Here is a 23,656-nt window from a genome sequence, read left to right on the forward strand (position 1 = left end):
CCCGAGGGCGCGGGGCGGAGGCCGCCGGTGTCAGCGGGAGGCCGCGTCGATCACGGTGGCGAGCGCCGAGGCGAGCCGGGGCAGACCCCGTCCCGCGGGGCCGCCCGGTTCCGACATGTAGGTGTCCCGGCGGATCTCCACCATCAGGGCGGACACCTCCGCCCGCTTGCCGTAGAACTCCAGCGGTACGTACGTCCCGGCGAACGGGCTGTCCAGCCCCGTCGCCCCGCACGGCGCGAACGCCTCGCGGGCGGCGTCGAGCAGCCCGGGCGGGGTGTGGAAGGAGTCGGTGCCCAGGCAGACCTCCGGGCGTGGTCCGTCACCGTGCAGTTCGTAGGGCAACGGGGCGCTCGGATAGGAGTGCACGTCGATGATCACGGCCCGCCCGGTCGCCGCGAGCCGGTCGGCGACGGCTTCCGTCATCGCCCGCGCGTACGGCCGGAAGTACCGCTCGATCAGCGGCTCCGGGTCGGAGCCGGCGGGCCGCAGCACGTCCTTGTGCGTGGTCCGGGTGTAGACCGCGCCCATCCCGACGGCCAGCATCTCCTCCCGCTCGTCCGGGAACCGCTCGGGATCGACGACCAGCCGCGAGAGCCGGTTCACGAACCGCCACGGCACGACACCGGCCGCCCGGGCCGCCTCCTCGGCGATCGAGGCGGTGTGCGAGTCGGTGATGTGATCGAGCTCCCGCTCCAGCCCGGCATCGTCCAGCACGATCCCGGCCCGCACATCGGCCGGTATCTCCCGGGCGGAGTGCGGCACGTGGAGGATCACGGGGGAGTCCGGAGCACCGGGAAGGAACTCGAAGGACGGCGGCGTATCGGTCATTCAGCAGCTCCAGGGGGATTGTCAGTGGTGCACGGCATGATCAAGGTGCCACATCCCACTGACAACGCCGACGAGCGAGGCCCTTCATGCCGATCAGCAACGAGCGGGTGACCGCCCACCCGTTCCTGAGCGCCCTGTACCGGGACGACTACTACCCCGACCACGTCGTGGACCGTGGCCGGGCCGTCCTGCTCGCGCTGTGCGAGCGCATCGAGGCGGAACGCCCCGCGGACCTCGCCGCGCTCTACGCCCTGACCCACGCCGCCACCGAGGAGTTCAACGACCTGGAGGCCGAGTTCGAGGCGGCCGGCAGCGAGATCGAGACGGTGGCCCGGGACGAGATGGGCGGGGAGTTCCGGTTCGTCGCCCGGGCGTACGGCTTCGACGACGCCGACGTCGAGGAACTGATCGCCCCGCGAGACTGGTGAGCCGCCACCCGGCGGACACGGCTCCGCCCCGGCCGGGCGTGATGCCGGCCGGGGCGGAGCCACCCGACTGCTCGCGTCAGCTCAGGGACGCCAGCGCCTCGTTCCACGTGGTGGACGGGCGCATGACCTCGGCGGCCCTGGCCGGGTCGGGCTGGTAGTAGCCGCCGATCTCGGCGGGCTTGCCCTGGACGGCGTTCAGCTCTTCGACGATCTTCGCCTCGTTGGCGGTGAGCGTCTCGGCGAGCGGCGCGAAGGCCTTCGCCAGGTCCGCGTCGTCGTCCTGTGCGGCCAGCTCCCGCGCCCAGTACAGGGACAGGTAGAAGTGGCTGCCGCGGTTGTCGATGCCGCCGACGCGACGGGTCGGGGACTTGTCCTCGTTGAGGAAGGTCGCCGTGGCGCGGTCGAGGGTGTCGGCGAGGACCTTGGCGCGGGTGTTGCCCGTGACCGTGGCGTACTGCTCCAGGGAGGGCACCAGGGCGAAGAACTCACCGAGGGAGTCCCAGCGCAGGTAGTTCTCCTTGACCAGCTGCTGCACGTGCTTGGGCGCGGAGCCGCCGGCGCCCGTCTCGAACAGGCCGCCGCCCGCCATCAGCGGGACGACCGACAGCATCTTGGCGCTGGTGCCCAGCTCCAGGATCGGGAACAGGTCGGTCAGGTAGTCGCGCAGCACGTTGCCGGTCACCGAGATGGTGTCCTCGCCGCGGCGGATGCGCTCCACCGACAGCTTGGTGGCCTCCACCGGGTTCAGGACGCGGATGTCCAGGCCCTCGGTGTCGTGCTCCGTGAGGTACTGCTCGACCTTGGCGATCAGGTTGGCGTCGTGGGCGCGGGTCTCGTCCAGCCAGAACACCGCCGGGGCGCCGGTGGCGCGGGCGCGGGTGACGGCCAGCTTCACCCAGTCGCGGATCGGCGCGTCCTTGGTCTGGCAGGCGCGGAAGATGTCACCGGCGGACACGGCCTGCTCGATGACGACGTTGCCGGCCTGGTCGACCAGACGGACCGTACCCGTGGTGGGGATCTCGAAGGTCTTGTCGTGGCTGCCGTACTCCTCGGCCTTCTGCGCCATCAGACCGACGTTCGGCACCGAGCCCATGGTGGACGGGTCGTAGGCGCCGTTGGCGCGGCAGTCGTCGAGCACGGCCTGGTAGACGCCGGCGTAGCTGGAGTCCGGGAGCACCGCGAGGGTGTCGGCCTCCTGGCCGTCGGGGCCCCACATGTGGCCGGAGGTACGGATCATGGCGGGCATGGAGGCGTCGACGATGACGTCCGAGGGGACGTGCAGGTTGGTGATGCCCTTGTCGGAGTCGACCATCGCCAGCTGGGGACCCTCGGCGAGCTCGGCGTCGAAGGACGCCTTGATCTCGGCGCCCTCGGGCAGCGACTCCAGGCCCTTGTAGATGCCGCCCAGACCGTCGTTCGGGGTCAGGCCGGCCGCGGCGAGCTTCTCGCCGTACCGCGCGAACGTCTTCGGGAAGAAGGCGCGCACCACGTGGCCGAAGACGATCGGGTCGGAGACCTTCATCATCGTGGCCTTCAGGTGCACGGAGAACAGCACGCCCTCCTGCTTGGCGCGGGCGACCTGCGCGGTCAGGAACTCGCGCAGCGCGGCGACGCGCATCACGGAGGCGTCGACCACCTCGTCCTTGCGCACGGGCACGGACTCGCGCAGCACGGTGGTGCTGCCGTCGTCGCCGACCAGCTCGATGCGCAGCGCGCCGTCCTCGGCGATGACGGCCGACTTCTCGGTGGAGCGGAAGTCGTTCTCGCCCATGGTCGCCACGTTGGTCCTGGACTCGGAGGTCCAGGCGCCCATGCGGTGCGGGTGGTTCTTGGCGTAGTTCTTCACCGAGGCGGGGGCGCGGCGGTCGGAGTTGCCCTCACGCAGCACCGGGTTGACGGCCGATCCCTTGACCTTGTCGTAGCGGGCGCGGATGTCGCGCTCCTCGTCGGTCTTCGGGTCGTCCGGGTAGGCCGGAAGTGCGTAGCCCTGGCCCTGCAGCTCGGCGATCGCGGCCTTGAGCTGCGGGATCGACGCCGAGATGTTCGGCAGCTTGATGATGTTGGCCGCCGGCGTCTTGGCCAGCTCACCGAGCTCCGAGAGGGCGTCCGGGATGCGCTGGTCCTCGGCCAGGTACTCCGGGAACAGGGCGATGATGCGCCCGGCCAGCGAGATGTCACGCGTCTCCACGGTGACACCCGCCTGCGAGGCGTACGCCCGGACCACCGGCAGGAAGGAATACGTTGCCAGGGCCGGGGCCTCGTCAGTGTGCGTATAGATGATGGTCGAGTCAGTCACCGGGTGCTCCGCTCCACGTCTGCAACATTGCTCGACATCAAGATATCTCGTGACCGCCCGCGGCTCGACAGGGGTCCGCGCCGACTTCCGGCCCAGGGCCCGTCTTCCGGCCCGGGCCGGCGCGAGGCGACGCCGCAGACGCGCGTGCCGGACCCCGCTCGGCTCGGCAGGATCCGGAAGACGGATCCTTGCTCCCGCCACGGTCCTCGCGGCGCGGCGGGAGATCACCCGGGCGGTGGGCTCAGATCGGCCGGGTGGTGGTCATGTCGTCCGGCGCGGAGTCCGTGCCGCGCTGCTGGGGGAACACCACGGAGCCCTGCTGGAGCGCCACCGTGCGCGCCGGCGACGGGATGCGGATGCCCTCCTCGCGGTAGCGGCGGTGCAGGCGCTTGATGAACTCGTGCTTGATCCGGTACTGGTCGCTGAACTCGCCGACGCCCAGGATGACGGTGAAGCCGATACGGGAGTCCCCGAAGGTGTGGAAACGCACCGCGGGCTCGTGCTCCGGCACCGCGCCGGTGATCTCCGTCATCACCTCGGCGACGATGTCCATGGTGACCCGCTCCACCTGCTCCAGGTCACTGTCGTACGACACCCCGGCCTGCACCAGGATGGTCAGCTGCTGTTCGGGACGCATGAAGTTGGTCATGTTCGTCTTGGCGAGCTGGCCGTTCGGGATGACCACCAGGTTGTTGGACAGCTCGCGCACGGTCGTCTGGCGCCAGTTGATGTCCTCGACGTAGCCCTCCTCGCCGCTGCTCAGCCGGATGTAGTCACCCGGCTGCACGGTCTTGGAGGCGAGGATGTGGATGCCCGCGAACAGGTTGGCGAGCGTGTCCTGCAGTGCCAGCGCGACCGCCAGACCGCCGACGCCGAGGGCGGTGAGCAGCGGGGCGATCGAGATGCCCAGTGTCTGCAGCCCCACCAGGAAACCGATCGCCAGGACCAGGATCCGGGTGATGTTCATGAAGATGGTCGCCGACCCGGCGACACCGGAGCGGGACTGGGTGACCGAGCGCACCAGCCCCGCCACCACCCGGGCCGCCGAGATCGTCGCGGCGAAGATGACCATCAGCGTCAGCGTCTGGTTGACGTTGTGCTGCACGGTCCGGGTCAGCGGCAGCGCCGCCGCCGCGGAGGCCGCGCCGCCCGCGATCGCCGCCCACGGCGCGATCATGCGCAGCGCGTCCACGAGGACGTCGTCCCCGCGCCAGCGGGTGCGGTCCGCGTGCCGGCCCAGCCAGCGCAGCAGCATCCGCAGCAGGAACGCCGCCAGCAGGCCGGCCGCGAGGGCGATGCCGGCGTACACCAGGTCGTGGCCGGTGAGCGTGCGGGTCACCGCTCACCCTCGGCGAACGTCCTGGCCGGGGGCCGTATGTGAAGTCGTGTCACGTGTCGTCACCTGTTCGAGTTCTACGGGAGGTACGTCGCGCCGACCGTCCCTGACCGCGGTCGGCGCGATCGCTCATCCTGCCGTATCCCGCAGGGCGGTTCGTACCGGACCCGGCCTCACCCCGCTGGTCAGATCACCTTCAGCCGCACCAGCGCGCCCAGGGTCAGCGCCCCCGGCAGCAGCGGCAGCCACACCGTGATGACCCGGAAGACCAGCACCACCGCCGTGGCCGCCGCGGCGGCCCCGCCCACCGCCACCAGCGCCACGACCAGCGCCGCCTCCACCGAGCCGATCCCGCCCGGAGTCGGCACCAGCGCCACCGCGACCGTCGCCGCCAGATACGCCACCGCCATGTGCGCCGGCGGCACCGGCAGCCCGAACGCCAGGCCCACCAGCACCAGCGCGGTCGCCTGCAGCGCGGGGAAGGCCAGCGCCCCGCCCCACAGCGCCAGCGCCCGGGAGGGCAGGGCGTGCACCGACCTCGCCTCGCCCAGCGCCGTCCGCAGGAACGCGCCCACCGCCCGCCGCAGTCGCCGTACGGCCACCAGCGCGCCCGCCGCGACGGCCGGCACCGCGCCGACCGCGAGCAGCAGCGGACCGAACGCCCCCTCGGGCAGCAGGGAACCGAACCGCAGCGCGCCGGGGAACACCACGAGCAGGGCCGCCAGCAGCCCCACCCGGCCGACGGACTCCGCCAGCAGATACAGCGCCAGGGCGGCCGAGGAGCGGGCCGGCGACAGCCCGCACACCGTCATGAACCGCAGATTGACCGCGCTCGCGCCCAGCCCCGTCGGCAGCAGATGATTCGCCGCGCCCGCCGCGAACTGCGTGGCCAGCAGCCGCCGTCGGGGCAGCCGTTCGAGCACCGCGCCCTGCCGGGTGCACGCGGCCGCCACCCAGGTCAGACAGGTCACGCCCGCCGCGGCCAGCAGCCAGGGCCACCGGGCGGTCGCCAGTTGGGCGAAACCCTCGGCCAGCACCGACCGGTGCCGCACCGCGACCACGGTCACGAGCAGCAGCGGCAGCACGCACAGGACCCGGCGGATCGTCCCCGTCACGTCCACCGAGCCTGACCGCCGCGCGCCAACGGCGGGTTGCACCGGCCCGGACGCCCGCTTACGGCCGGGCAGCGGCCGGGGGAGCGGGACCGGACCGTCCTTGACCTCAATCATGCTCGAGGTTCTACCTTCGTGTTCATGAGCATGGAGACCACAGCGTGGACACAGCTGCGCGGCGTCATGACCGCCGAGGACGAACACCGCCCCCTCACCAGGGCGACGCTGCGCCGCATCGGAGCCTTCGCCCGCCCGCACCGCCGCCGTCTGATCCTGTTCGTGCTCCTCGGCACGGCGACCGCGGCGCTCGCCGTGGCCACCCCCGTACTCGCCGGGCGCGTCATGGACACCATCGTCTCGGGCGGCGACGAGGCCACGGTGGTGCGCCTGGCCCTGCTGATCGCGCTGATCGCGGTCGTGGAGGCGGCCCTGGGCGTACTCGGACGCAGACTGTCGGCGGCCCTCGGCGAGGAACTCATCCTCGATCTGCGGACAGCGGTCTTCGACCATGTGCAGCGGATGCCGGTCGCGTTCTTCACACGCACTCGTACGGGAGCGCTCGTCTCCCGTCTCAACAACGACGTCATCGGCGCCCAGCGGGCCTTCAGCAACACCCTGTCGACCGTGGTCGGCAACCTGGTCACCCTCGTGCTCGCCCTCGCCGTGATGCTCACCCTGTCCTGGCAGATCACCCTGCTCGCGCTGGTCCTGCTGCCGGTGTTCGTGATCCCGGCCCGCCGCATGGGCCGCCGTATGGCCGGAATGCAGCGCGAGGCCGCCACCCTGAACGCGGCCATGGGCACCCGTATGACCGAGCGGTTCTCCGCACCCGGCGCCACCCTGGTCAAACTGTTCGGACGTCCCGAGGAGGAGTCCGCGGAGTTCGCGCTGCGCGCCCGCCGGGTACGGGACATCGGCGTCCGTACGGCCACGGCGCAGACGGTGTTCATCACCGCGCTGACCCTCGTCTCCGCCCTCGCCCTCGCCCTGGTCTACGGCCTCGGCGGCCTGCTCGCCCTCGGCGGCACCCTGGAACCGGGCGCCGTCGTGGCGCTGGCGCTGTTGCTGACCCGGCTGTACGCGCCGCTCACCTCGCTCGCCGGGGCACGGGTGGAGGTGATGAGCGCGCTGGTCAGCTTCGAGCGGGTCTTCGAGGTCCTGGACCTCGAGCCGATCGTCCGGGAGAAGCCGGACGCGCGGGACGTGCCCGAGGGCCCGGTCTCCGTCGAGTTCGACGACGTCCGTTTCGGTTACCCGTCCGCCGACAAGGTCTCCCTGGCCTCCCTGGAGGAGGTCGCCTCCCTCGACCCGCGCGGCGGTGACGAAGTCCTGCACGGCATCTCCTTCCGTGCCGAACCCGGGCAGACCGTAGCCCTCGTCGGCTCCTCCGGCGCGGGCAAGTCGACCGTCGCCCAGCTGCTGCCACGGCTGTACGACGTCGACTCCGGCGCCGTACGCGTGGGCGGCGTCGACGTCCGCGACCTGACCGCCGCCTCCCTGCGCGCCACTCTCGGCATGGTTACCCAGGACGGTCATCTCTTCCACGAGACGGTGCGTGCCAACCTGCTCCTGGCCCGGCCGGACGCCGGTGAGACCGAGCTGTGGGACGCCCTGGGCCGGGCCCGCCTCGACGCCCTCGTGCGCGCCCTGCCCGACGGCCTGGACACGGTGGTCGGCGAACGCGGCTACCGGCTCTCCGGCGGCGAACGCCAGCGCATGACCATCGCCCGGCTGCTGCTGGCCCGCCAGCGCGTCGTCATCCTCGACGAGGCCACCGCACACCTGGACAACACCTCCGAGGCGGCCGTGCAGGAGGCGCTCACGGAGGCGCTGGAGGGCAGGACGGCGGTGGTGATCGCCCACCGGCTGTCCACCGTCCGCGCCGCCGACCTCATCCTGGTCGTCGAGGCCGGCCGGATCGTGGAACGTGGCACGCACGAGCAGTTGCTGGCCGCCGACGGCCGCTACGCCGAGCTGTACCGCACCCAGTTCGAGGAGCAGCCGGGGGAGTCGGCGGTGGCGTAGGTCCCGCGCGCACGCCGCCGGCCCCGGGAAGGGGCCGGCGGCGCTTGCGGTGTCACTTGCCGGTGGCCTCGGCCCGGCTGCCCGAGCGCCCCCCGGCGCCGGACTTCACCCGCCCGGCGTCGGACTTCACCCGCCCGGCGTCGGACTTCACCCGCCCGGCGCCGGACTTCGCCCGTCCGGAACCGCCCCGGCCGCCCTTGCGGTCACCGGCGAACGCCTCGAGCTCGATGGCGAGCGGCGAAGCGGTCAGGACCGACGAGTACGTGCCCACGAGCATGCCGATCAGCAGGGCGAGCGCGAAGTCGGTGAGCGAGTCACCGCCCAGCAGAGCCAGCGCGGCCAGGATGAAGATCACGCCGATACCGGTGTTGACCGTACGGGGCACCGTCTGCAGGATCGCCCGGTTGGTCACCTCGGCCAGAGGCGCCTTGCCGTCCTTCCGCCACAGTTCGCGGATCCGGTCGAAGACCACCACGGAGTCGTTCACCGAGTAACCGATCACGGTGAGCAGCGCGGCCAGGAACACGCCGTCGATCGGCTTGCCCAGCCAGGCGAAGACGCCGGTGAGGATCACCACGTCGTGCGCCAGGGCGGCCACCGCACCCGTACCGAACATCCAGCGGAACCGGAAGGCCAGGTACAGCAACTGGGCGCCGAGCGCCAGACCGAGCGCGATCAGAGCGTTGCGCCGCAGCTCGTCGCCGAGGCTCGGGCCGATCAGCTCGTCGCGGACCTTCTCCGCCCCGCCACCGACCTCGGCGACGGCGTCGGCGACCTCGGCCGCCTCCGCGTTGGTCAGCTCCTCGGTGCGCACCGTCAGCTTGTCGTCCCCGGAGGACTGCACGACCGCCTGCGGGAATCCGGCGTCGGCCAGGGCCTCCCGGGCCCGGTCCGGGTCGACGGCGGTGCCGGTGGAGTACTCGATCAGACGGCCGCCGGTGAACTCCACACCGTAGTTCAGTCCGCGTACCACGATGCCGGCGGCGGCGACGGTCAGCACGACCGCGGACACCGCCAGCCAGCGGCGCGGACGCCGCATCAGCTGCGGGTCGCGGCGGGTGAGGTACGTACGGACCCGGCCGATGGAGGCCAGACCGGTGAACCCCGGCCGGCGGTGCACCCACGTGCGGGCCACGGCGAACTCGGCCAGCACCCGGGTGATCACCAGGGCGCTGATCATGGACGCGAGGACACCGATGCCCAGCGTGACACCGAAGCCCTTCACCGGACCGGAGGCGAGCACGAACAGCAGCGCCGCCGCGATCAGCGTGGTGATGTTGGAGTCCGCGATGGCGCTGAAGGCGCCCTTGAAGCCGGCGGTCAGGGCCGAGCGGCCGCTGGGCCGGTTGCGGGCGCCGTACTCCTCCCGGGCCCGTTCGAAGACCAGCACGTTGGCGTCCACCGCCATACCGATGGCCAGGACGAAACCGGCCAGACCGGGCAGGGTCAGGGTCGCGCCGAGGGCCGCCAGACCGGCGTACGAGATCAGGCCGTAGCAGAGCAGGGCCAGGGTGGCCAGGACACCCATCAGCCGGTAGACGACGATGATGAAGAGCGCGGTCAGGGCGGTGCCGACGACGGCCGCCCACGCGCTGGCCTCGATGGCCTCCGCGCCCAGGGTCGGACCGACGGTCCGCTGCTCCACCGTCTCGACCGGCACCGGCAGGGCGCCGCCCTTGACCAGCAGGGCGAGTTCCTTGGCCTCGTCGCTGGTGAAGGAACCGGTGATCTGGGTGGACCCGCCGGTGATGCCCGCGCCGCAGGCGACGGACGGGTCGACCTGGGGCGAGGAGATGATCTTGTCGTCCAGCACGATCGCGACCCGGCGCTGCGGGTCGCCCGCCGGGTGACAGGCGGCCTCACCGGTCAGCCGGGCCCAGCCCTCGCCGTCCTCGAAGTCCACGGTGACGTGCCAGCCGGCGCCGCTCTGCTGGTCGAAGAGGGCCTCGGCGTCCTTGACGTCCTGGCCGGTCAGCGACGCGGCGGCCAGCCGGAGCCGTTCACCGGACTGCTCGTCGGGCAGGACGCGCTCGCCCTCCGCCCGCGCCTCGTCGGAAGCGGCGGCGGCGCCGAGCACCGGGTGCACGGAGAGCTGCGCGGTACGGCCGAGGACATCGGCGGCCTTGCGCGGATCCTGCACGCCGGGCAGTTCGACGATGATCCGGTTGTCCCCGGAGCGGACGATGCCCGGTTCGGCGACACCGAGCGCGTCGACCCGGCCGCGCAGCACCTCCAGGGTGCGGTCGGTGGCCTCCCCGTCGGCCTTCACGGTTTCGGTGGAACGGGTCTCCAGCACGATCTGGGTGCCGCCCCGCAGATCCAGGCCCAGACGGACCGGGACGGTGACGGCGATGAACACGGATGCGGCGATCACGGCGAGCGCGAACAACGCCCTGACGCGGGCGGGACGTTTCACAGATGCCTCCAGCAGGCACGCGGAAAAGAGGAAGAGGGGAATCTCAGGTGCTGGAGGTCAGGGGCGGGGCGCGCCCCAGGTCCGACGGCATGTGCGCGGCGGCGGGCGGCGCGTGCCCGGCCACCGGCGCGGGCCGCGCCGGACGGGGCGGAACCGGCGGCGTGTGCGCCGCGGTGAAGAGCAGATGACCGGCGGGTACCGTCCGCTCACCGGCGTCCCGCTCCGGCCTGGTGAGCAGGGTGCGGGCACCGACGTAGGCGTCGTCGCCGTACGGACGGGTGTCGGACTCGTACGCCGAGGGGACGGACGAGGCGGCGGCGGGGACGAGTTCCACGCTGTGGGTGAACCCGAGGGTCAGCAGCACGGCCGCGAACGCGGCGAGGGCCGCGGCGGCCCGGAACGGAAGGCGGGCGGTGTGCCCCCGCCGGTCGGCGGTCAAGGCTCGACGAGCCCGGCGCGGATGGCGTAACGGGTCAGTTCGAGGCGGTCCCGCAGCCCCAGCTTGTGCAGCAGGTTCTCACGGTGCCGCTGCACCGTCTTGACGCTGATGAACAGCAGCTCGGCGATCTCCTTCGACGAGTGGCCCTCGGCGACGAGCTTGAGCACCTCCTCCTCGCGCGGGGTCAGCAACTGCTCGGGCGCCTCCTCGCCGTGCCGGACCCGGTCGAGGTAGTTGCGGATCAGGGCGGTCACCGCGCCCGGGTAGAGGAACGGCTCGTCCCGCATCGCTGCCCGGCAGGCGGCGACCAGATCGCGGTCCGCGACGGACTTCAGCACATAACCGCCGGCCCCGGCCTTGAGCGCCTGGAACAGGTACTGCTCGTTGTCGTGCATCGTCAGCATCAGGATGCGCAGCCCCGGCTTCAGCGCGGTCAGCTCGCGGGCGGCCTGCAGGCCGGTCAGCCGCGGCATGGCGATGTCCAGGACGGCCAGGTCGACGTCGTGGGTGCGGGCCATGGCGATCGCCTCCGCACCGTCACCCGCCTCGGCGACCACCTCCAGGTCCGGCTCCCGGTCGAGGATGAGCCGCACGCCGCGCCGCACCAGCGCGTGGTCGTCGGCGAGCAGGATCCGGATCGTGGTGTCCGTCCGGTGGCCGTCGTGGGTGTCCTGGTGGTTCATGACTGCTTCCTGACGGTGGGCACGGTCAGCCGGATCCGGGTACCGGCCGGTGGCGCGGAGGTCTCGTCGGGGCCTGCGATGTCCAGCCCGGCCCCGATCAGCAGGGCCCGTTCCCGCATCCCGCGGAGCCCGGCGCCCTCGCGCGCGGCCCCGATGCCGCGGCCGTCGTCGCCCACCTCGAGGACGACGCACCCGTCGGCGGCGCGCAGGATCACCTCCACGCACCGCGCCTCGGCATGCCGCGCGGCGTTGGTCAGGCTCTCCTGCGCCACCCGGTAGATCACCAGCTCCGTCTCGTGGTCGAGAGCGGGCAGATCGGAGTCGAAACGGCGCAGCACGCGCAGCCCGGTGTGCGTGGCGAACTCGGTGGCCAGCGAGGTGACCGCGCTGACCAGGCCCAGATCGTCCAGTACGCCCGGACGCAGCCGGCGCACCAGCCGGCGGACCTCGTCCAGGCTCTCCCTGGTGATCTCCTGCGCCTGCTGGAGTTCACCGCGCAGCGGCTGAGACGCCTCGTCGGCCGCCCGCTTCAGGGCCAGCAGCACGGCGGTCATGCTCTGCCCGACCTCGTCGTGCAGCTCCTGGGCGATACGACGCCGCTCGCCCTCCTGGGCGAGGATGGCGCGGGCGCTGCTCGCGACGCGTTCCCCCTCCAGCCGCTCCAGCATCGAATTGAACGTGCTGACCAGTTCGGCGACCTCACCGCCACCGCGCACGGGCAGCCGCTGACCGGGACGCAGCAGGTCGACGGTGGTCATCAGCCGCGTCACCCGGTCCAGCGGGGCGAGGCCGATGCGCAGCAGGGCGGCGTTGGCGACGAGCATGACGCCGAGGCCGCCCACCAGGATCACCGCCTCGGTCAGCAGCACCGGAACGGACACGGTCACCGGAGCCCACAGCAGCAGCGCGGTGGCACCACCCAGCACCACCGCGTTGAGCCCGAAGATCCGCCAGTACAGGGACACGGAGGTCACGCCTTCCTCTTTCTCGTCTGCCTCTACTGTCGGTCACCGCACCCCCGAACGCGGCCGCGGCCCCCTTTTTTGTCCCGGCGGACACCGGCCAGCGTGCACCAGGGGCGGCCCTCACGTCGATGGGCCCCGTGCCCCATTTCCCACGGCCCACCCGACCCATGCGGCACGGGGTGGGTCCTCGGACCCCGCACAGATGGGTACCGCGCCCAATGGGCGCCGGGACGGAAACGGGTGAGGGTGGAGACATCACCCGTATGTCACCGAGGAGGACCGTCCGTGTCGCTCGACCTGCCCCGCACCGAACCCCGTTCCGCCCACCCGGCCGCCGACGAGGTCCGTCAGCGCCTCGAACACGCCCGCTCGACCCGGCTGGCACAGCTCAAGGCCCTCGACGAAACGGGGCAGAGTCCCGGCGACCACCTGATGTCCAACCAGAAGGACGCCATCAAGCGTGTCCTGACGGAGATCGACGAGGCGTTCGCACGGATCGAGGACGGCACCTACGGCACCTGCCTGGGCTGTTCCAAGGCCGTACCGCCGGAGCGGCTGGAGATCCTCCCGCACACCCGGTACTGCGTCGGCTGCCAGCGCCGCGCCTGACCCCGTCCGTCCTCCCCTCCCGCTCTGCCCAAGGGGTGCAGTGGTGACCCACCAGACCATCGGCGAGCGCGACACGGTCCTCGCTGTCGAGGACCTCGCCGTGCTGCGCGAGAACCTGCACGAGCAGCGGCTGTTCCGGCAGGAGCAGCTGCGGCAGTTCGCCGCCTACTCCTCCGACCGTGCCGACGACCGGCGCCGGGAGGCGGACGCCGCCCGGATCGAGGTGGGCGTCAAACTCGCGGCGTCCGCCCGCATGGTGCTCGCCGACGTCGAGGCGGCGCTCGCCCGGATGGACTCCGGGCAGTACGGCACCTGCCACCTGTGCCGCCGCGCCGTCGAACGCCACCGCCTGCTGATCGTCCCCCAGGCCCGCTACTGCGGGCGCTGCCAGCAGGTGAGGGAGGCCGGCCGGTGACCGTGATCAGGCGTTCCCTCCCGGCACCGGTACGGCACCGGCACTGGCCGCCGTGCCGGCGCTGCTCAGGTATCGCTCTCGACCTGGGCAGCGCCCGCACACGCGCGTGGATCGCCGGGCGGGGCATGGTCCTCGACGTGCCCACCGTGACCTTCCCGGGCACCGGCGCCATCCACCCCATCCAGCGCGGCACCATCGTCGACACCCCCGGTACGGCCCGGATGCTGGAGCGGCTGCTCGGGCACCGGCTGCCCCGGATCGGCCGCCCGCTGGTCGTCGTCACGGCGCCGGTCCTGGACGGGCTCGCCTTCCGGGCCGCCGCCCGCACCGCCGTCGAGATCCTCCGCCCGCGCGCCGTACTGACCGTCCCCGGTGCCCGTGCCGTGGCCCTGGCGGCGGGCGCCGACCACATCCGGCCGCTGCTCGTCGTGGACATCGGCGCCCACCTCACCGAGGTGGTGCTGCTCGTGGACGGCGCGGTCACCGACGCCCGCCGCACCGCGCTGGGCACCATCGACCTGACCGACGGCACGCCACCCGGCGACATCACCGCGGCGGTGGCCGACATGGTGAGCGCGATGCGACGGCAGGACCGCACCGCGCTCACCCGTACCGCCCTGCGCCGGGGCGTCCTCCTGGCCGGCGGCGGCGCGCTGCGCCCCGACATCACCCGCGGCCTCCCCGACAGCCTCGGCTGCGCGGTCCAGCAGGTCCCGTCGCCGCACACCGCCGCCGTCCGGGGCGCCGCCGGCCTCCTCGCCTCGGCGCACCACCACCCCTCGGTCACCGGAAGGGTCTGACCGACCCGGCCGCCCGTGGCCCGCCACCGGAAGGAGTCCTGACGTGGCCGGTGAGATCCCTCCGGCACAGCCACCCCCCGGCCCGCCCCCGCGCCCCCTGCTGTGGCGCTGGCGGTACAACCCCCTGCGCCGCCGCACCGACACGCTCCACGCCTGGTTCGGTCTGGGGACGCTGATCGCCGTGCTGGCCGTGGCGCCCGTGGCCGCCGCCCTCGCAGGCGACGCCGCCCGCCGGCACTACGAGGACACCGCCCGCCACCAGAACCTGACCCGGTACGAGACCACCGGGACCCTCACCGAGGACGCCCCCCGCCACCCGGAGCCGGGCTCGGACGAGGAGCGGAAGACCCGCTACCCGGTCGAGGTCCGCGTCGTCACCCGGGAGGGGCGGACCCGCACCACACGGACCGAGGTCCGGCCGGGACTGACCGCCGACAACACCGTCCGCCTCTGGGTCACCGCCGACGGCGAGGCGACGGACCCGCCGCTCGCCCGCGAGCAGGTCCGCAGCCGCACCATGGGCTGGGCCCTCCTCGCCGCCATCGGCGTCGCCCTCACCGGCGCCGCCGCCCACGCCCTGACCGGCCTGGCCCTGCGCCGCCGCAACCTCGCCGACTGGGACACCGCCTGGGCGGAGACGGCCCCGCGCTGGACGACACCTACGTGAGGTGGTGAACTGCCGGAGCCGGGCAACGAGTTCACCGTATGCAGTGGCCTCACGAGTTCTTGTCCGGGGCGTTGCGTTCTCCGTTGTCGCCCTGACTGCCCGAACGGGAGCGGAACCTCGGCGTCCGGGCGAAGACGGCATCAAAAGCGCGTAAAGATTGCCGGGTTCTGGCAATGTGCCGTGATCTGATCGCATGGGAACATGTGTGCGCGGGGAGGTCGTCGAGCGAAAGCGGGGCCCCTATGGAGTGGTTCGTGGGTCTCGGTGTCGCGGGACTGGTTCTGCTGCTGCTCTCGCTGATCTTCGACGGGATCCTTGAAGGCGTGTTCGACGGCGTGCTGGACGGGCTGTTCGACGGGCTGCTGTCGCTGCCGGTGATCGCCGGATTCGTGTCCATGCTCGGCTTCGGCGGCGCGATCGTGCTCGGCACCACGGACCTCGGGGTCACGGGGGCGACCGCGACCGGCGCGGTGGCGGGGGTCGTCGCCGGCTGGCTGACCTGGAAGTTCAGCCGGATCCTGATGCGTGATCAGACCGACGCCACACCACGGGGCGGCGACCTCGTCGGCACGTCCGGTTCCGTGGTGACCGCCATTCCGGCCGAGGGGTACGGCGAGGTGCTGGTGCATCTCGCCGGGCAGCCGCTGAAGCTCGCCGCGAAGTGCTCGGTGCCCGTGGCCCGGGGCGCCGAGGTCTGGGTCGAGTCGGCGCTGTCCGCGACCTCGGTCGCGGTCCGCCCGGTCGAGCGCTGACCGGCGCGGCACACCACCCCGGCACACCACCCCGGCACACCGCGCCGCCCCTTCCCGCGTCCGTTCCCGATCCGATCCGAACCGCCGTCCCCCGGGAGGGCTGAGGGGATACACAAGCATGAGCCCAGTACTGATCGCCGTGGTCGGAGTCGTCGTACTCATCGTCCTGCTGGCCCTCGTGGTGGTCACCCGTTACAAGGTGGCGGGACCCAGCGAGGCGTTCATCGTCACCGGACGGCGCGGCAAGAGGTCCACCGACCCCGAGACCGGCCGGATCTTCACCGACAACAGCGGACAGAAGGTCGTGGTCGGCGGCGGTGTCTTCGTCGTGCCCTTCGTCCAGCAGAAGTTCACCCTTGAACTGTCCAGCCGGCACATCCCGGTCGCCGTCCGCGGCGCGGTCACGCTGCGCGGCGTGAAGGCCAACCTGGAGGGTGTCGCCATCGTCAAGGTCGGCGGCACCGAGGACTCGATCCGCGCCGCCGCCCAGCGCTTCCTGCAACAGCAGAACGGCATCGTCGGATTCACCCAGGAGGTGCTGTCCGGCGCGCTGCGCTCCATCGTCGGGCGGATGTCGGTCGAGGACATCATCCGCGACCGCGCCGCCTTCGCCGGCCAGGTCGCCGAGGAGGCCGAGGCCAGCCTGTCCGGGCAGGGGCTGGTGCTGGACGCGTTCCAGATCCAGGACATCACCACCGAGGGCTCCTACCTGGAGGACCTCGGCCGCCCCGAGGCCGCCCGCGCCAAGCAGGAGGCCGACATCGCCGAGGCCGTCGCCCGGCGCGCCTCCGAGCAGGCCCGGCTCAAGGCCGAGGAGGAGATCGCGATCGCGCAGCGCACCTTCGCCCTGAAGCAGGCCGAGATCAAGGCCGAGACGGACGAGGCCGCCGCCCGCGCCAACGCCGCCGGCCCGCTCGCCGAGGCCGCCCGGCAGCAGGAGGTCCTGCAGGAGCAGGAGAAGGTCGCCACCCGGCAGGCCGCGCTGACCGACCGCGAGCTGGACACCAAGGTCCGCAAGCCCGCCGACGCCGCCCGTTACCAGGCCGAGCAGGAGGCGGAGGCCCGCCGTATCGCCCTCGTCAAGGAGGCCGAGGCGACCGCCGAGCGGGCCAGGCTCACCGGTGAGGGCGAGAAGGCCCAGCGCGCGGCCCTCGCCGACGCAGTACGCCTCGAGGGCGACGCCGACGCGGCCGCGATCGCCGCGAAGGGCGCGGCGGAGGCCGACGCCATGCACAAGAAGGCCGACGCCTTCGAGCGGTACGGCGACGCGGCCGTCCTCCAGATGCTGGTCGAGGTGCTGCCGCAGGTCGTCGGCAAGGCCGCCGAGCCGCTGGCCGCCGTGGACAAGCTGACCGTCATCTCCACCGACGGCGCGGGCCAACTCTCGCGCACGGTCGCCGACAACGTCGCCCAGGGCATGGAACTGCTCAGTTCCACCACGGGCGTCGACCTCGCCCAGCTCCTCCAGGGACTCACCCGGCGCGGTACGCCGACGACTCCCGCTCCCGTCGAGCCCGGCAAGGGGAAGGTCGACATCACCGACTGACGAGCCCTTCCCGCCCACGGAGCCCGGACGCCGAACAGGCGCCCGGGCTCCGTCGCGTTCGGCTCCCCGTCTTCGAAACTTTCGTAGACTTCATGTCAGAGTTCGACGAGTGACCGGCGTCCATCGCGATGCCGTCCACCTCGACCGGTTCAGTACAAGGTTTGAGCTGGAGCAATGCGAATCACTTCATCTTCTTGATCAAGCGAAGATTTCGAAACATTCACCGAAACCGTTGACGGTTGACGCGCACAGGCCAACACTGTCCGGCATCGAACCTCCCCCACCGAGCCGTCACAGGAGGCGCACCACATGCACGTGTTCGCCCAACCGAGAGGCCGCGGACGCGGCCGCCTGCTGCTGAGCGTCAGAAGCGCCTGGACCATCGCGCTGGCCGCCGTCACCGCACTGCTCCTGACCGCCACCACCGCCACCGCCGCCGTCACCACGAACCAGACCGGCACCAACAACGGCTACTGGTACTCGTTCTGGACCGACTCCCAGGGAACCGTCTCCATGGACCTGGGCTCCGGCGGCAACTACAGCACCCGGTGGAGCAACACCGGCAACTTCGTCGCAGGCAAGGGCTGGAGCACCGGCGGGCGCAGGACCGTCAACTACTCCGGCTCCTTCAACCCGTCCGGGAACGCGTACCTGACGCTCTACGGATGGACCACCGGCCCGCTCATCGAGTACTACATCGTCGACAACTGGGGCACCTACCGGCCCACCGGCGAGTACAAGGGCACCGTCACCACCGACGGCGGCACGTACGACATCTACAAGACGACCCGGTACAACGCCCCCTCCATCGAGGGCACCAGGACCTTCGACCAGTACTGGAGCGTCCGGCAGTCCAAGCGCACGGGCGGCACCATCACCAGCGGCAACCACTTCGACGCGTGGGCCGGCAAGGGGATGAACCTGGGCAGCCACAACTACATGATCATGGCCACCGAGGGCTACCAGAGCAGCGGCAGCTCCAACATCACGGTGGGCGAGTCCGGCTCCGGCGGTGGCGGCGGTGGCGGCGGAGGTGGCGGCGGCAACGGCGGCTGCAACGCGACTCTGTCGGCCGGCGAGAAGTTCGGCGACCGCTACAACCTCAACGTCTCGGTGAGCGGTTCCAGCAACTGGACCGTGACGATGCGGGTCCCGTCCCCGGCGAAGGTCTCCTCGACCTGGAACGTCAGCACCTCCTACCCCGACAGCCAGACCCTCGTCGCCAAGCCCAACGGCAGCGGCAACAACTGGGGCACGACGATCCAGACCAACGGCAACTGGACCTGGCCGACGGTCTCCTGCAGCGCAGGCTGACCCCCACGAGGAGGAGCACCGCAGATGACCACCGGAAAACGACCGCCTGCCACCCGGTCCCTGGTGTCGGGACTGGCCGTCGCCGCGCTGACCCTGGCGGGCACCGCCACCGCGGCCCTCGACGCCGCACCGGCGCACGCCGCCGCCTGCAACGGCTACGTCGGACTCACCTTCGACGACGGCCCGTCCACCGGCACCACCATGAGCCTGCTCAACGCGCTGAAGCAGAACGGGCTGCGGGCCACGATGTTCAACCAGGGCCAGTACGCCGCCGCCAACCCCTCCCTGGTCAAGGCCCAGGTCGACGCCGGCATGTGGGTCGCCAACCACAGCTACACCCACCCGCACATGACCCAACTGAGCCAGGCGCAGATGGACTCGGAGATCTCCCGCACCCAGCAGGCGATCACCAACGCCGGCGGCGGCACACCCAAGCTGTTCCGCCCGCCGTACGGCGAGACCAACTCGACGCTGCGCGCGGTCGAGGCCAAGTACGGCCTGACCGAGATCATCTGGGACGTCGACTCGCAGGACTGGAACAACGCGAGCACCGACGCCATCGTGCAGGCCGCCTCCCGGCTCACCAACGGCCAGGTCATCCTGATGCACGACTGGCCGGCCAACACCATCGCCGCGATCCCGCGCATCGCGCAGAACCTGGCCTCCCGGGGCCTGTGCGCCGGCATGATCTCCCCGGGGACCGGCCGCGCCGTCGCCCCCGACGGTTCCGGCGGCGGGGGAGGGGGCGGCGGCGGTGGCGGCACCGCGTGCACCGCGACCCTGTCGGCGGGCAGCCGCTGGGGCGACCGCTACAACCTCAACGTCTCCGTCAGCGGCGGCAGCAACTGGACGGTGACCATGAAGGTGCCGTCCCCGGCGAAGGTCTCCTCGACCTGGAACGTCAGCACCTCCTACCCCGACAGCCAGACCCTCGTCGCCAAGCCCAACGGCAGCGGCGACAACTGGGGGGTGACGATCCAGACCAACGGCAACTGGAACTGGCCGACCGTCTCCTGCGGCACGGGCTGAGCCCGGGGTGGGCCGCGGCACGCACCGCGCCGCGGCCCGCCCCGCGCCCGGTCACAGATGTTCGCGGAACCAGCCGACGGCGAGCTCTGCCACCTGTTCCAGCGCGCCGGGCTCGGCGAAGAGGTGGGTCGCGCCGGGCACCACATGGATGTGGTGCGCCGCGGACAGCCGGCCGGCGGCCTCACGGTTGAGGCCGAGCACCGTCTCGTCGGCGCCGCCCACGACGAGCAGCACCGGGCACGCGACCAGGCCGAGCGCGTCGCCCGCCAGGTCCGGGCGCCCGCCCCGCGACACGACCGCCGACACCCGCTCGGGGCGCTCGGTGGCCGCCACCAGTGCCGCCGCCGCTCCCGTACTGGCCCCGAAGAGGCCCACGGGAAGGTCCACGGCGTCCGGGCGCTGCCCCAGCCGGTCGACGGCATGCGCGAGCCGACGGGCCAGCAGGCCGATGTCGAAGCGGTGCCGCCCCGTCGCGTCGTCCTCGCGTTCCTCCTCCGGGGTCAGCAGATCCAGCAGCAGCGTGCCGAACCCCGCCTCCTGCAACGCGGCGGCGACCGCCCGGTTGCGGGGGCTGAGCCGTGAGCTGCCGCTGCCGTGCGCGAACAGCACCATGGCGCGCGCCCCGGTGGGGATCACCAGGTCCCCGGGCAGGGCTGCCGCACCCGAGGGGACCGTCACGGATTCGGAGACCATGCCCGGTCACCTCCTCAGTCGGTGTCGTCGGCGGCCCGTCCGACGGGCAGCAGGCCGCCGATGTCCCTGGGCAGTGCGGCGGCCAGCTTCTCCGTCAGCTCCGGAGTGAGGGCCGCGTCGAGCACTTCCAGTACGGCGGCGGCCTCGCGCAGGGCCGCGTCCTCGTCCGTCTCCGCGCGTCCGGCGATCCGTCCGGCGAACGTCGTCAGGTCGAAACGCTCGCCCGAGGTGGTCTGCCGCATGGGCGAGGCCAGGGTCGGTGGCAGCTGGGCGGCCACATGACCCGCCAGCCCGGACGGCAGCCGCTCGGCCAGCGTGCCGAGCACGGCCCGGGTGGCCCGCTCGGACGTTCCCCGGTCCGGCAGCCGAGTGAGAGCCTGCACTTTTCCGATGAACTCGTCGTGCTGCATGAGGCGCTGTCCTTCCTCATGGTGGGGTTGTCGGCGGTTGGGCACCGGGCGAGTACCCGGAACGGGCACGCACCAACGAACGCCGGTTCGCCACCGGGGACGAGGGCTGCCCGGCCGACGCGAACGTGACGGAGGAGGTGCCCGGTGTGCGTGACCCGCGTACCGGTCCCGCCCGTGAGCCGGTCTCCCGGGCCCGCTCCGGAACGATCGGCCGCTCCCCGCGGACCGGCACCGAACCGGTCTCCGCGCGGAGCCCGCTACGACGACTCCCGCACCACCAGCTCCGTGGGCAGCGTCCGCTGCTGCCGGGGCCCGCCCTGCCGGGTGATGCCGGTGAGGATCCGGGCCATGGTGCGTCCGATCTCCTCCACCGGCTGGCGTACGGTCGTCAGGGGCGGGGCGGTGTGGCGGGCGAGGATGGAGTCCTCGTAGCCGACGACGGCGACATCGTCGGGGACCCGCAGTCTCCGCCGGCGCAATTCGGCCAGGGCGCCGACCGCCATGAGGTCGGAGGCGGCGAAGACGGCGTCCAGATCCGGGGCGCGTTCAAGTAGCGAACGCATGGCCCGGCAGGCGCCCTCCTCCGTGAAGTCCCCCTCCTCGACCAGGAGTTCGTCCGCCGGCACCCCCGCCTCCCGGTGGGCGGTGCGCCAGCCGGCGAGTCGGCTGCGGCCGACGTCCATGTCCAGCGGGCCGGTGATCGTGGCGATCCGGGTCCTGCCGCGGTGCAGCAGGTGCCGCACCGCCGCGGTGGCGCCCCCGGCGTTGTCGGAGTCGACGTAGCTCAGCCGTTCGCCCGCGTCGCGGCGGCCGGCCAGCACGGTGGGCAGGCCCATCTCCTCCAGCATGCCCGGCAGCCGGTCGTCGGCGTGCACGGAGACCAGCAGGACGCCGTCCACGCGGTGTGCCGCCACCGTCTCGGTGAGCTGGTCCCGCTCGGCCTGGTCGCGGACGAGCATCAGCTGCAACTGGGTCCGGCTCTCCGCGAGGGCGCCGCTGACACCGCGGATCAGCGCGGCGAAGAACGGTTCCGAACCGAGCCGGCTCTCCGATTCCGGGATCACCAGGGCCACCGCGTTGGTGCGGTTGGTCACCAGGCCGCGGGCGACCGAGTTGGGAACGTAGTTCAGCTCCTTGATCGCGGCCAGGACCCTCGCACGGGCGTCGTCGCTGACGAGTTCCGAGCCGTTGACGACGCGGGAGACCGTGGTGCGGCCCACGCCGGCGCGGGCGGCGACCGTTTTGATGGTCGGACGGCGGTTGCCGCTCATGTGCTCCCCCCTGGGCGGCCGCGACGGCGATGCCTGCCGCGGAGGTGACCTGCGGCAATTCTTGCAGACGCAGCCGTCGGCACAGCACCCCCCGGGGGTGGGACGGCGGACACGGGATCCGGTACGGGATGACAAGTTGGTTTCAAGTTATTGACATACCTATCTCTCAGCCATGAGTCTTCGTTGCGCGGTGGGAACGTGCCCACCCCGAAATGGGCACGTTCCCATCTCTATCAGAGCCGCTGTAGCCATCGCAGAACTCGTCACTCCGATGTGTCAGCGCTGTCGCTAGGAGGAGATCCATGGGCACTCTCGGTTCGTTGCGCAGGAAGGCGGTGGCGACAGCCGCGGCCGCCGGCGCGCTGGCACTCGTCGTCGGCTGCGGCGGCAGCGACGACTCGGTCACCGGCGGTGGCAAGAAGGACGGCAAGGTCACCATCACCATGGGCCTGTACGGCGTGATGGGCCTCAAGGAGACCGGCCTTCTCGAGCAGTACGAGAAGGAGAACCCCGAGGTCGACATCAAGGCCGAGATCGCCGGTGACGAGCAGACGTACTACACCGCGCTGCAGACCAGGCTCGCCGCCGGCAACGGCCTGAAGGACATCCAGGGCATCGAGATCGGCCGGGCCAAGGAGATCACCGAGACCCAGGCGGACAAGTTCGCGGACTTCGCCGGCACGGCGGGCACCGACCACTTCCTGCCCTGGAAGGAGTCCCAGATCAGCACCGCGGACGGCAAGGTGCTGGGCCTGGGCACCGACATCGGCCCGATGGCCGTCTGCTACCGCAAGGACTACTTCGAGCAGGCCGGCCTGCCCACCGACCGCGAAGAGGTCGGCAAGCTGTGGGAGGGCGACTGGAAGAAGTACGTCGAGGCCGGCCGCGCCTTCAAGAAGGACTTCAAGGGCGACAAGGTGGCGTTCACGGACTCGGCCAGCGGCCTGTTCAACGCCATGGTCTACGGCTACCCCGAGCAGTACTACGACGAGAAGGGCGACCTGATCTACGACAAGAACCCGGCCGTCAAGGAGGCGTGGGGTCTTGCCTCCGACGCCGCCGAGGAGGGGCTGACCGCCAAGCTCCGCCAGTTCCAGCCGGGTTGGGATCCCGGCCTGGCCAACGGCACGTTCGCGACCGCCGTGTGCCCGGCCTGGATGCTCAGCCACATCAGCGAGAAGGCCGGTGAGGCCAACAAGGGCAAGTGGGACGTCGCCAGGGCACCCAAGGGCGCCAACTGGGGCGGGTCCTTCCTCGGTGTGATCGAGAAGAGCCCGGTGAAGGAGGAGGCCAAGAAGCTCGTCGCCTGGCTGACCGCGCCGGAGCAGCAGGCCCACATCTTCAAGGAGATCGGCAACATCCCGTCCTCCGAGAAGGCCCTGGAGAACGCCGATGTGAAGAACGCCAAGTCGGAGTACTTCGACAACGCCCCGATCGGCCAGATCTTCGGCGCCGCCGCGCAGGAGATCCCGGACAAGCAGGTCCTCGGCCGCAAGGACGGCACGATCAAGGACACCTTCTCCCAGGGCCTGGCCCTGGTGGAGCAGGGCACCTCGCGTGACGAGGCGTGGAAGACCACCACGGAGCGCATCGAGAAGGCGGTCGGCTGACCCGACGCCTCC

22 protein-coding genes are annotated in these 23,656 nt (G+C 71.8%); 11 read left to right on the forward strand and 11 right to left on the reverse strand.

From position 1 onward, the window contains the following. Nucleotides 1-30: 30 nt before the first annotated feature. Nucleotides 31-828, reverse strand: a complete 798-nt coding sequence (locus ACH4VX_RS12055; RefSeq protein ID WP_398367262.1) for an N-formylglutamate amidohydrolase — start codon at nt 826-828, stop codon at nt 31-33. An 86-nt stretch (nt 829-914) separates the two neighbouring features. Between ACH4VX_RS12055 and ACH4VX_RS12060 the strand changes: the two genes are divergently transcribed. After that, entirely contained in the window at nt 915-1,256 is a 342-nt protein-coding gene (locus ACH4VX_RS12060; protein ID WP_398367263.1) for a DUF5713 family protein, read from the forward strand. Between the two features lie 76 nt (nt 1,257-1,332). Here ACH4VX_RS12060 and ACH4VX_RS12065 read toward each other — a convergent pair whose 3' ends face one another. The 3 genes from ACH4VX_RS12065 to ACH4VX_RS12075 all read right to left on the reverse strand — a co-directional run bounded on the left by ACH4VX_RS12065 (nt 1,333) and on the right by ACH4VX_RS12075 (nt 5,973). Further along, nucleotides 1,333-3,552 carry an NADP-dependent isocitrate dehydrogenase gene (locus ACH4VX_RS12065; protein WP_398367265.1) on the reverse strand — a complete coding sequence of 740 codons (2,220 nt, stop codon included), beginning with the start codon at nt 3,550-3,552 and terminating at the stop codon, nt 1,333-1,335. Nucleotides 3,553-3,793: 241 nt separating this feature from the next. Continuing rightward, complete coding sequence (locus ACH4VX_RS12070; protein WP_398367266.1) at nt 3,794-4,891, reverse strand: mechanosensitive ion channel family protein; 1,098 nt, start codon at nt 4,889-4,891, stop codon at nt 3,794-3,796. Nucleotides 4,892-5,073: 182 nt separating this feature from the next. Then, entirely contained in the window at nt 5,074-5,973 is a 900-nt protein-coding gene (locus ACH4VX_RS12075; RefSeq protein WP_398367336.1) for a YbhN family protein, read from the reverse strand. A gap of 168 nt (nt 5,974-6,141) precedes the next feature. On the opposite strand from ACH4VX_RS12075, the gene ACH4VX_RS12080 reads away from it, so the two are divergent. Next, a complete protein-coding gene (locus ACH4VX_RS12080) occupies nt 6,142-8,025 on the forward strand; it encodes an ABC transporter ATP-binding protein (protein WP_398367267.1) in 1,884 nt (627 codons plus the stop codon). 52 nt (nt 8,026-8,077) lie between these two features. Here ACH4VX_RS12080 and secD read toward each other — a convergent pair whose 3' ends face one another. From secD to ACH4VX_RS12100, 4 genes are read right to left on the reverse strand one after another with little or no spacing between them, the layout of a single operon-like run. Next, nucleotides 8,078-10,441 (reverse strand): protein translocase subunit SecD, encoded by a 2,364-nt coding sequence (secD, locus tag ACH4VX_RS12085; RefSeq protein ID WP_398367268.1) that lies wholly within the window; start codon nt 10,439-10,441, stop codon nt 8,078-8,080. 43 nt (nt 10,442-10,484) lie between these two features. Further along, a complete protein-coding gene (locus ACH4VX_RS12090) occupies nt 10,485-10,880 on the reverse strand; it encodes a hypothetical protein (protein WP_398367269.1) in 396 nt (131 codons plus the stop codon). Further along, nucleotides 10,877-11,563, reverse strand: a complete 687-nt coding sequence (locus tag ACH4VX_RS12095) for a response regulator (protein ID WP_398367270.1) — start codon at nt 11,561-11,563, stop codon at nt 10,877-10,879. Before ACH4VX_RS12095 ends, ACH4VX_RS12090 begins: the two co-directional genes overlap by 4 nt. Continuing rightward, on the reverse strand, nt 11,560-12,537 hold the full coding sequence (locus tag ACH4VX_RS12100; RefSeq protein WP_398367271.1) for a HAMP domain-containing sensor histidine kinase: 978 nt from the start codon (nt 12,535-12,537) through the stop codon (nt 11,560-11,562). The genes ACH4VX_RS12095 and ACH4VX_RS12100 overlap by 4 nt, the downstream gene beginning before the upstream one ends. Before the next feature lie 276 nt (nt 12,538-12,813). Between ACH4VX_RS12100 and ACH4VX_RS12105 the strand changes: the two genes are divergently transcribed. The 8 genes from ACH4VX_RS12105 to ACH4VX_RS12140 all read left to right on the forward strand — a co-directional run bounded on the left by ACH4VX_RS12105 (nt 12,814) and on the right by ACH4VX_RS12140 (nt 19,660). Then, entirely contained in the window at nt 12,814-13,137 is a 324-nt protein-coding gene (locus ACH4VX_RS12105) for a TraR/DksA family transcriptional regulator (protein WP_398367272.1), read from the forward strand. Between the two features lie 43 nt (nt 13,138-13,180). Next, nucleotides 13,181-13,552: a TraR/DksA family transcriptional regulator gene (locus tag ACH4VX_RS12110; protein WP_398367273.1), complete on the forward strand. Its 372-nt coding sequence runs from the start codon at nt 13,181-13,183 to the stop codon at nt 13,550-13,552. Then, the gene (locus ACH4VX_RS12115; protein ID WP_398367274.1) at nt 13,549-14,352 is read left to right on the forward strand and encodes a rod shape-determining protein; all 804 of its coding nucleotides are present in this window, start codon (nt 13,549-13,551) and stop codon (nt 14,350-14,352) included. The genes ACH4VX_RS12110 and ACH4VX_RS12115 overlap by 4 nt, the downstream gene beginning before the upstream one ends. Nucleotides 14,353-14,395: 43 nt before the next feature. Beyond that, nucleotides 14,396-15,019: a hypothetical protein gene (locus ACH4VX_RS12120; RefSeq protein WP_398367275.1), complete on the forward strand. Its 624-nt coding sequence runs from the start codon at nt 14,396-14,398 to the stop codon at nt 15,017-15,019. 242 nt (nt 15,020-15,261) lie between these two features. Then, on the forward strand, nt 15,262-15,771 hold the full coding sequence (locus ACH4VX_RS12125; RefSeq protein ID WP_398367276.1) for a hypothetical protein: 510 nt from the start codon (nt 15,262-15,264) through the stop codon (nt 15,769-15,771). Between the two features lie 118 nt (nt 15,772-15,889). Next, a complete protein-coding gene (locus tag ACH4VX_RS12130) occupies nt 15,890-17,317 on the forward strand; it encodes a flotillin family protein (protein ID WP_398367277.1) in 1,428 nt (475 codons plus the stop codon). Between the two features lie 309 nt (nt 17,318-17,626). After that, complete coding sequence (locus ACH4VX_RS12135; protein ID WP_398367278.1) at nt 17,627-18,631, forward strand: glycoside hydrolase family 11 protein; 1,005 nt, start codon at nt 17,627-17,629, stop codon at nt 18,629-18,631. A 24-nt stretch (nt 18,632-18,655) separates the two neighbouring features. After that, nucleotides 18,656-19,660: a polysaccharide deacetylase family protein gene (locus ACH4VX_RS12140; protein ID WP_398367279.1), complete on the forward strand. Its 1,005-nt coding sequence runs from the start codon at nt 18,656-18,658 to the stop codon at nt 19,658-19,660. 51 nt (nt 19,661-19,711) lie between these two features. Here ACH4VX_RS12140 and ACH4VX_RS12145 read toward each other — a convergent pair whose 3' ends face one another. The 3 genes from ACH4VX_RS12145 to ACH4VX_RS12155 form a co-directional block, all read right to left on the reverse strand. Continuing rightward, nucleotides 19,712-20,353 carry a dienelactone hydrolase family protein gene (locus ACH4VX_RS12145; protein ID WP_398367280.1) on the reverse strand — a complete coding sequence of 214 codons (642 nt, stop codon included), beginning with the start codon at nt 20,351-20,353 and terminating at the stop codon, nt 19,712-19,714. Between the two features lie 14 nt (nt 20,354-20,367). Continuing rightward, nucleotides 20,368-20,763 (reverse strand): DUF2267 domain-containing protein, encoded by a 396-nt coding sequence (locus ACH4VX_RS12150; RefSeq protein WP_398367282.1) that lies wholly within the window; start codon nt 20,761-20,763, stop codon nt 20,368-20,370. Between the two features lie 257 nt (nt 20,764-21,020). After that, nucleotides 21,021-22,034 (reverse strand): LacI family DNA-binding transcriptional regulator, encoded by a 1,014-nt coding sequence (locus ACH4VX_RS12155; RefSeq protein ID WP_398367283.1) that lies wholly within the window; start codon nt 22,032-22,034, stop codon nt 21,021-21,023. Between the two features lie 302 nt (nt 22,035-22,336). Between ACH4VX_RS12155 and ACH4VX_RS12160 the strand changes: the two genes are divergently transcribed. Then, nucleotides 22,337-23,644 (forward strand): ABC transporter substrate-binding protein, encoded by a 1,308-nt coding sequence (locus ACH4VX_RS12160; protein ID WP_398367284.1) that lies wholly within the window; start codon nt 22,337-22,339, stop codon nt 23,642-23,644. Nucleotides 23,645-23,656: the final 12 nt, after the last annotated feature.

Source organism: Streptomyces sp. NPDC020731, from assembly GCF_044334705.1.
Lineage (GTDB): Bacteria > Actinomycetota > Actinomycetes > Streptomycetales > Streptomycetaceae > Streptomyces.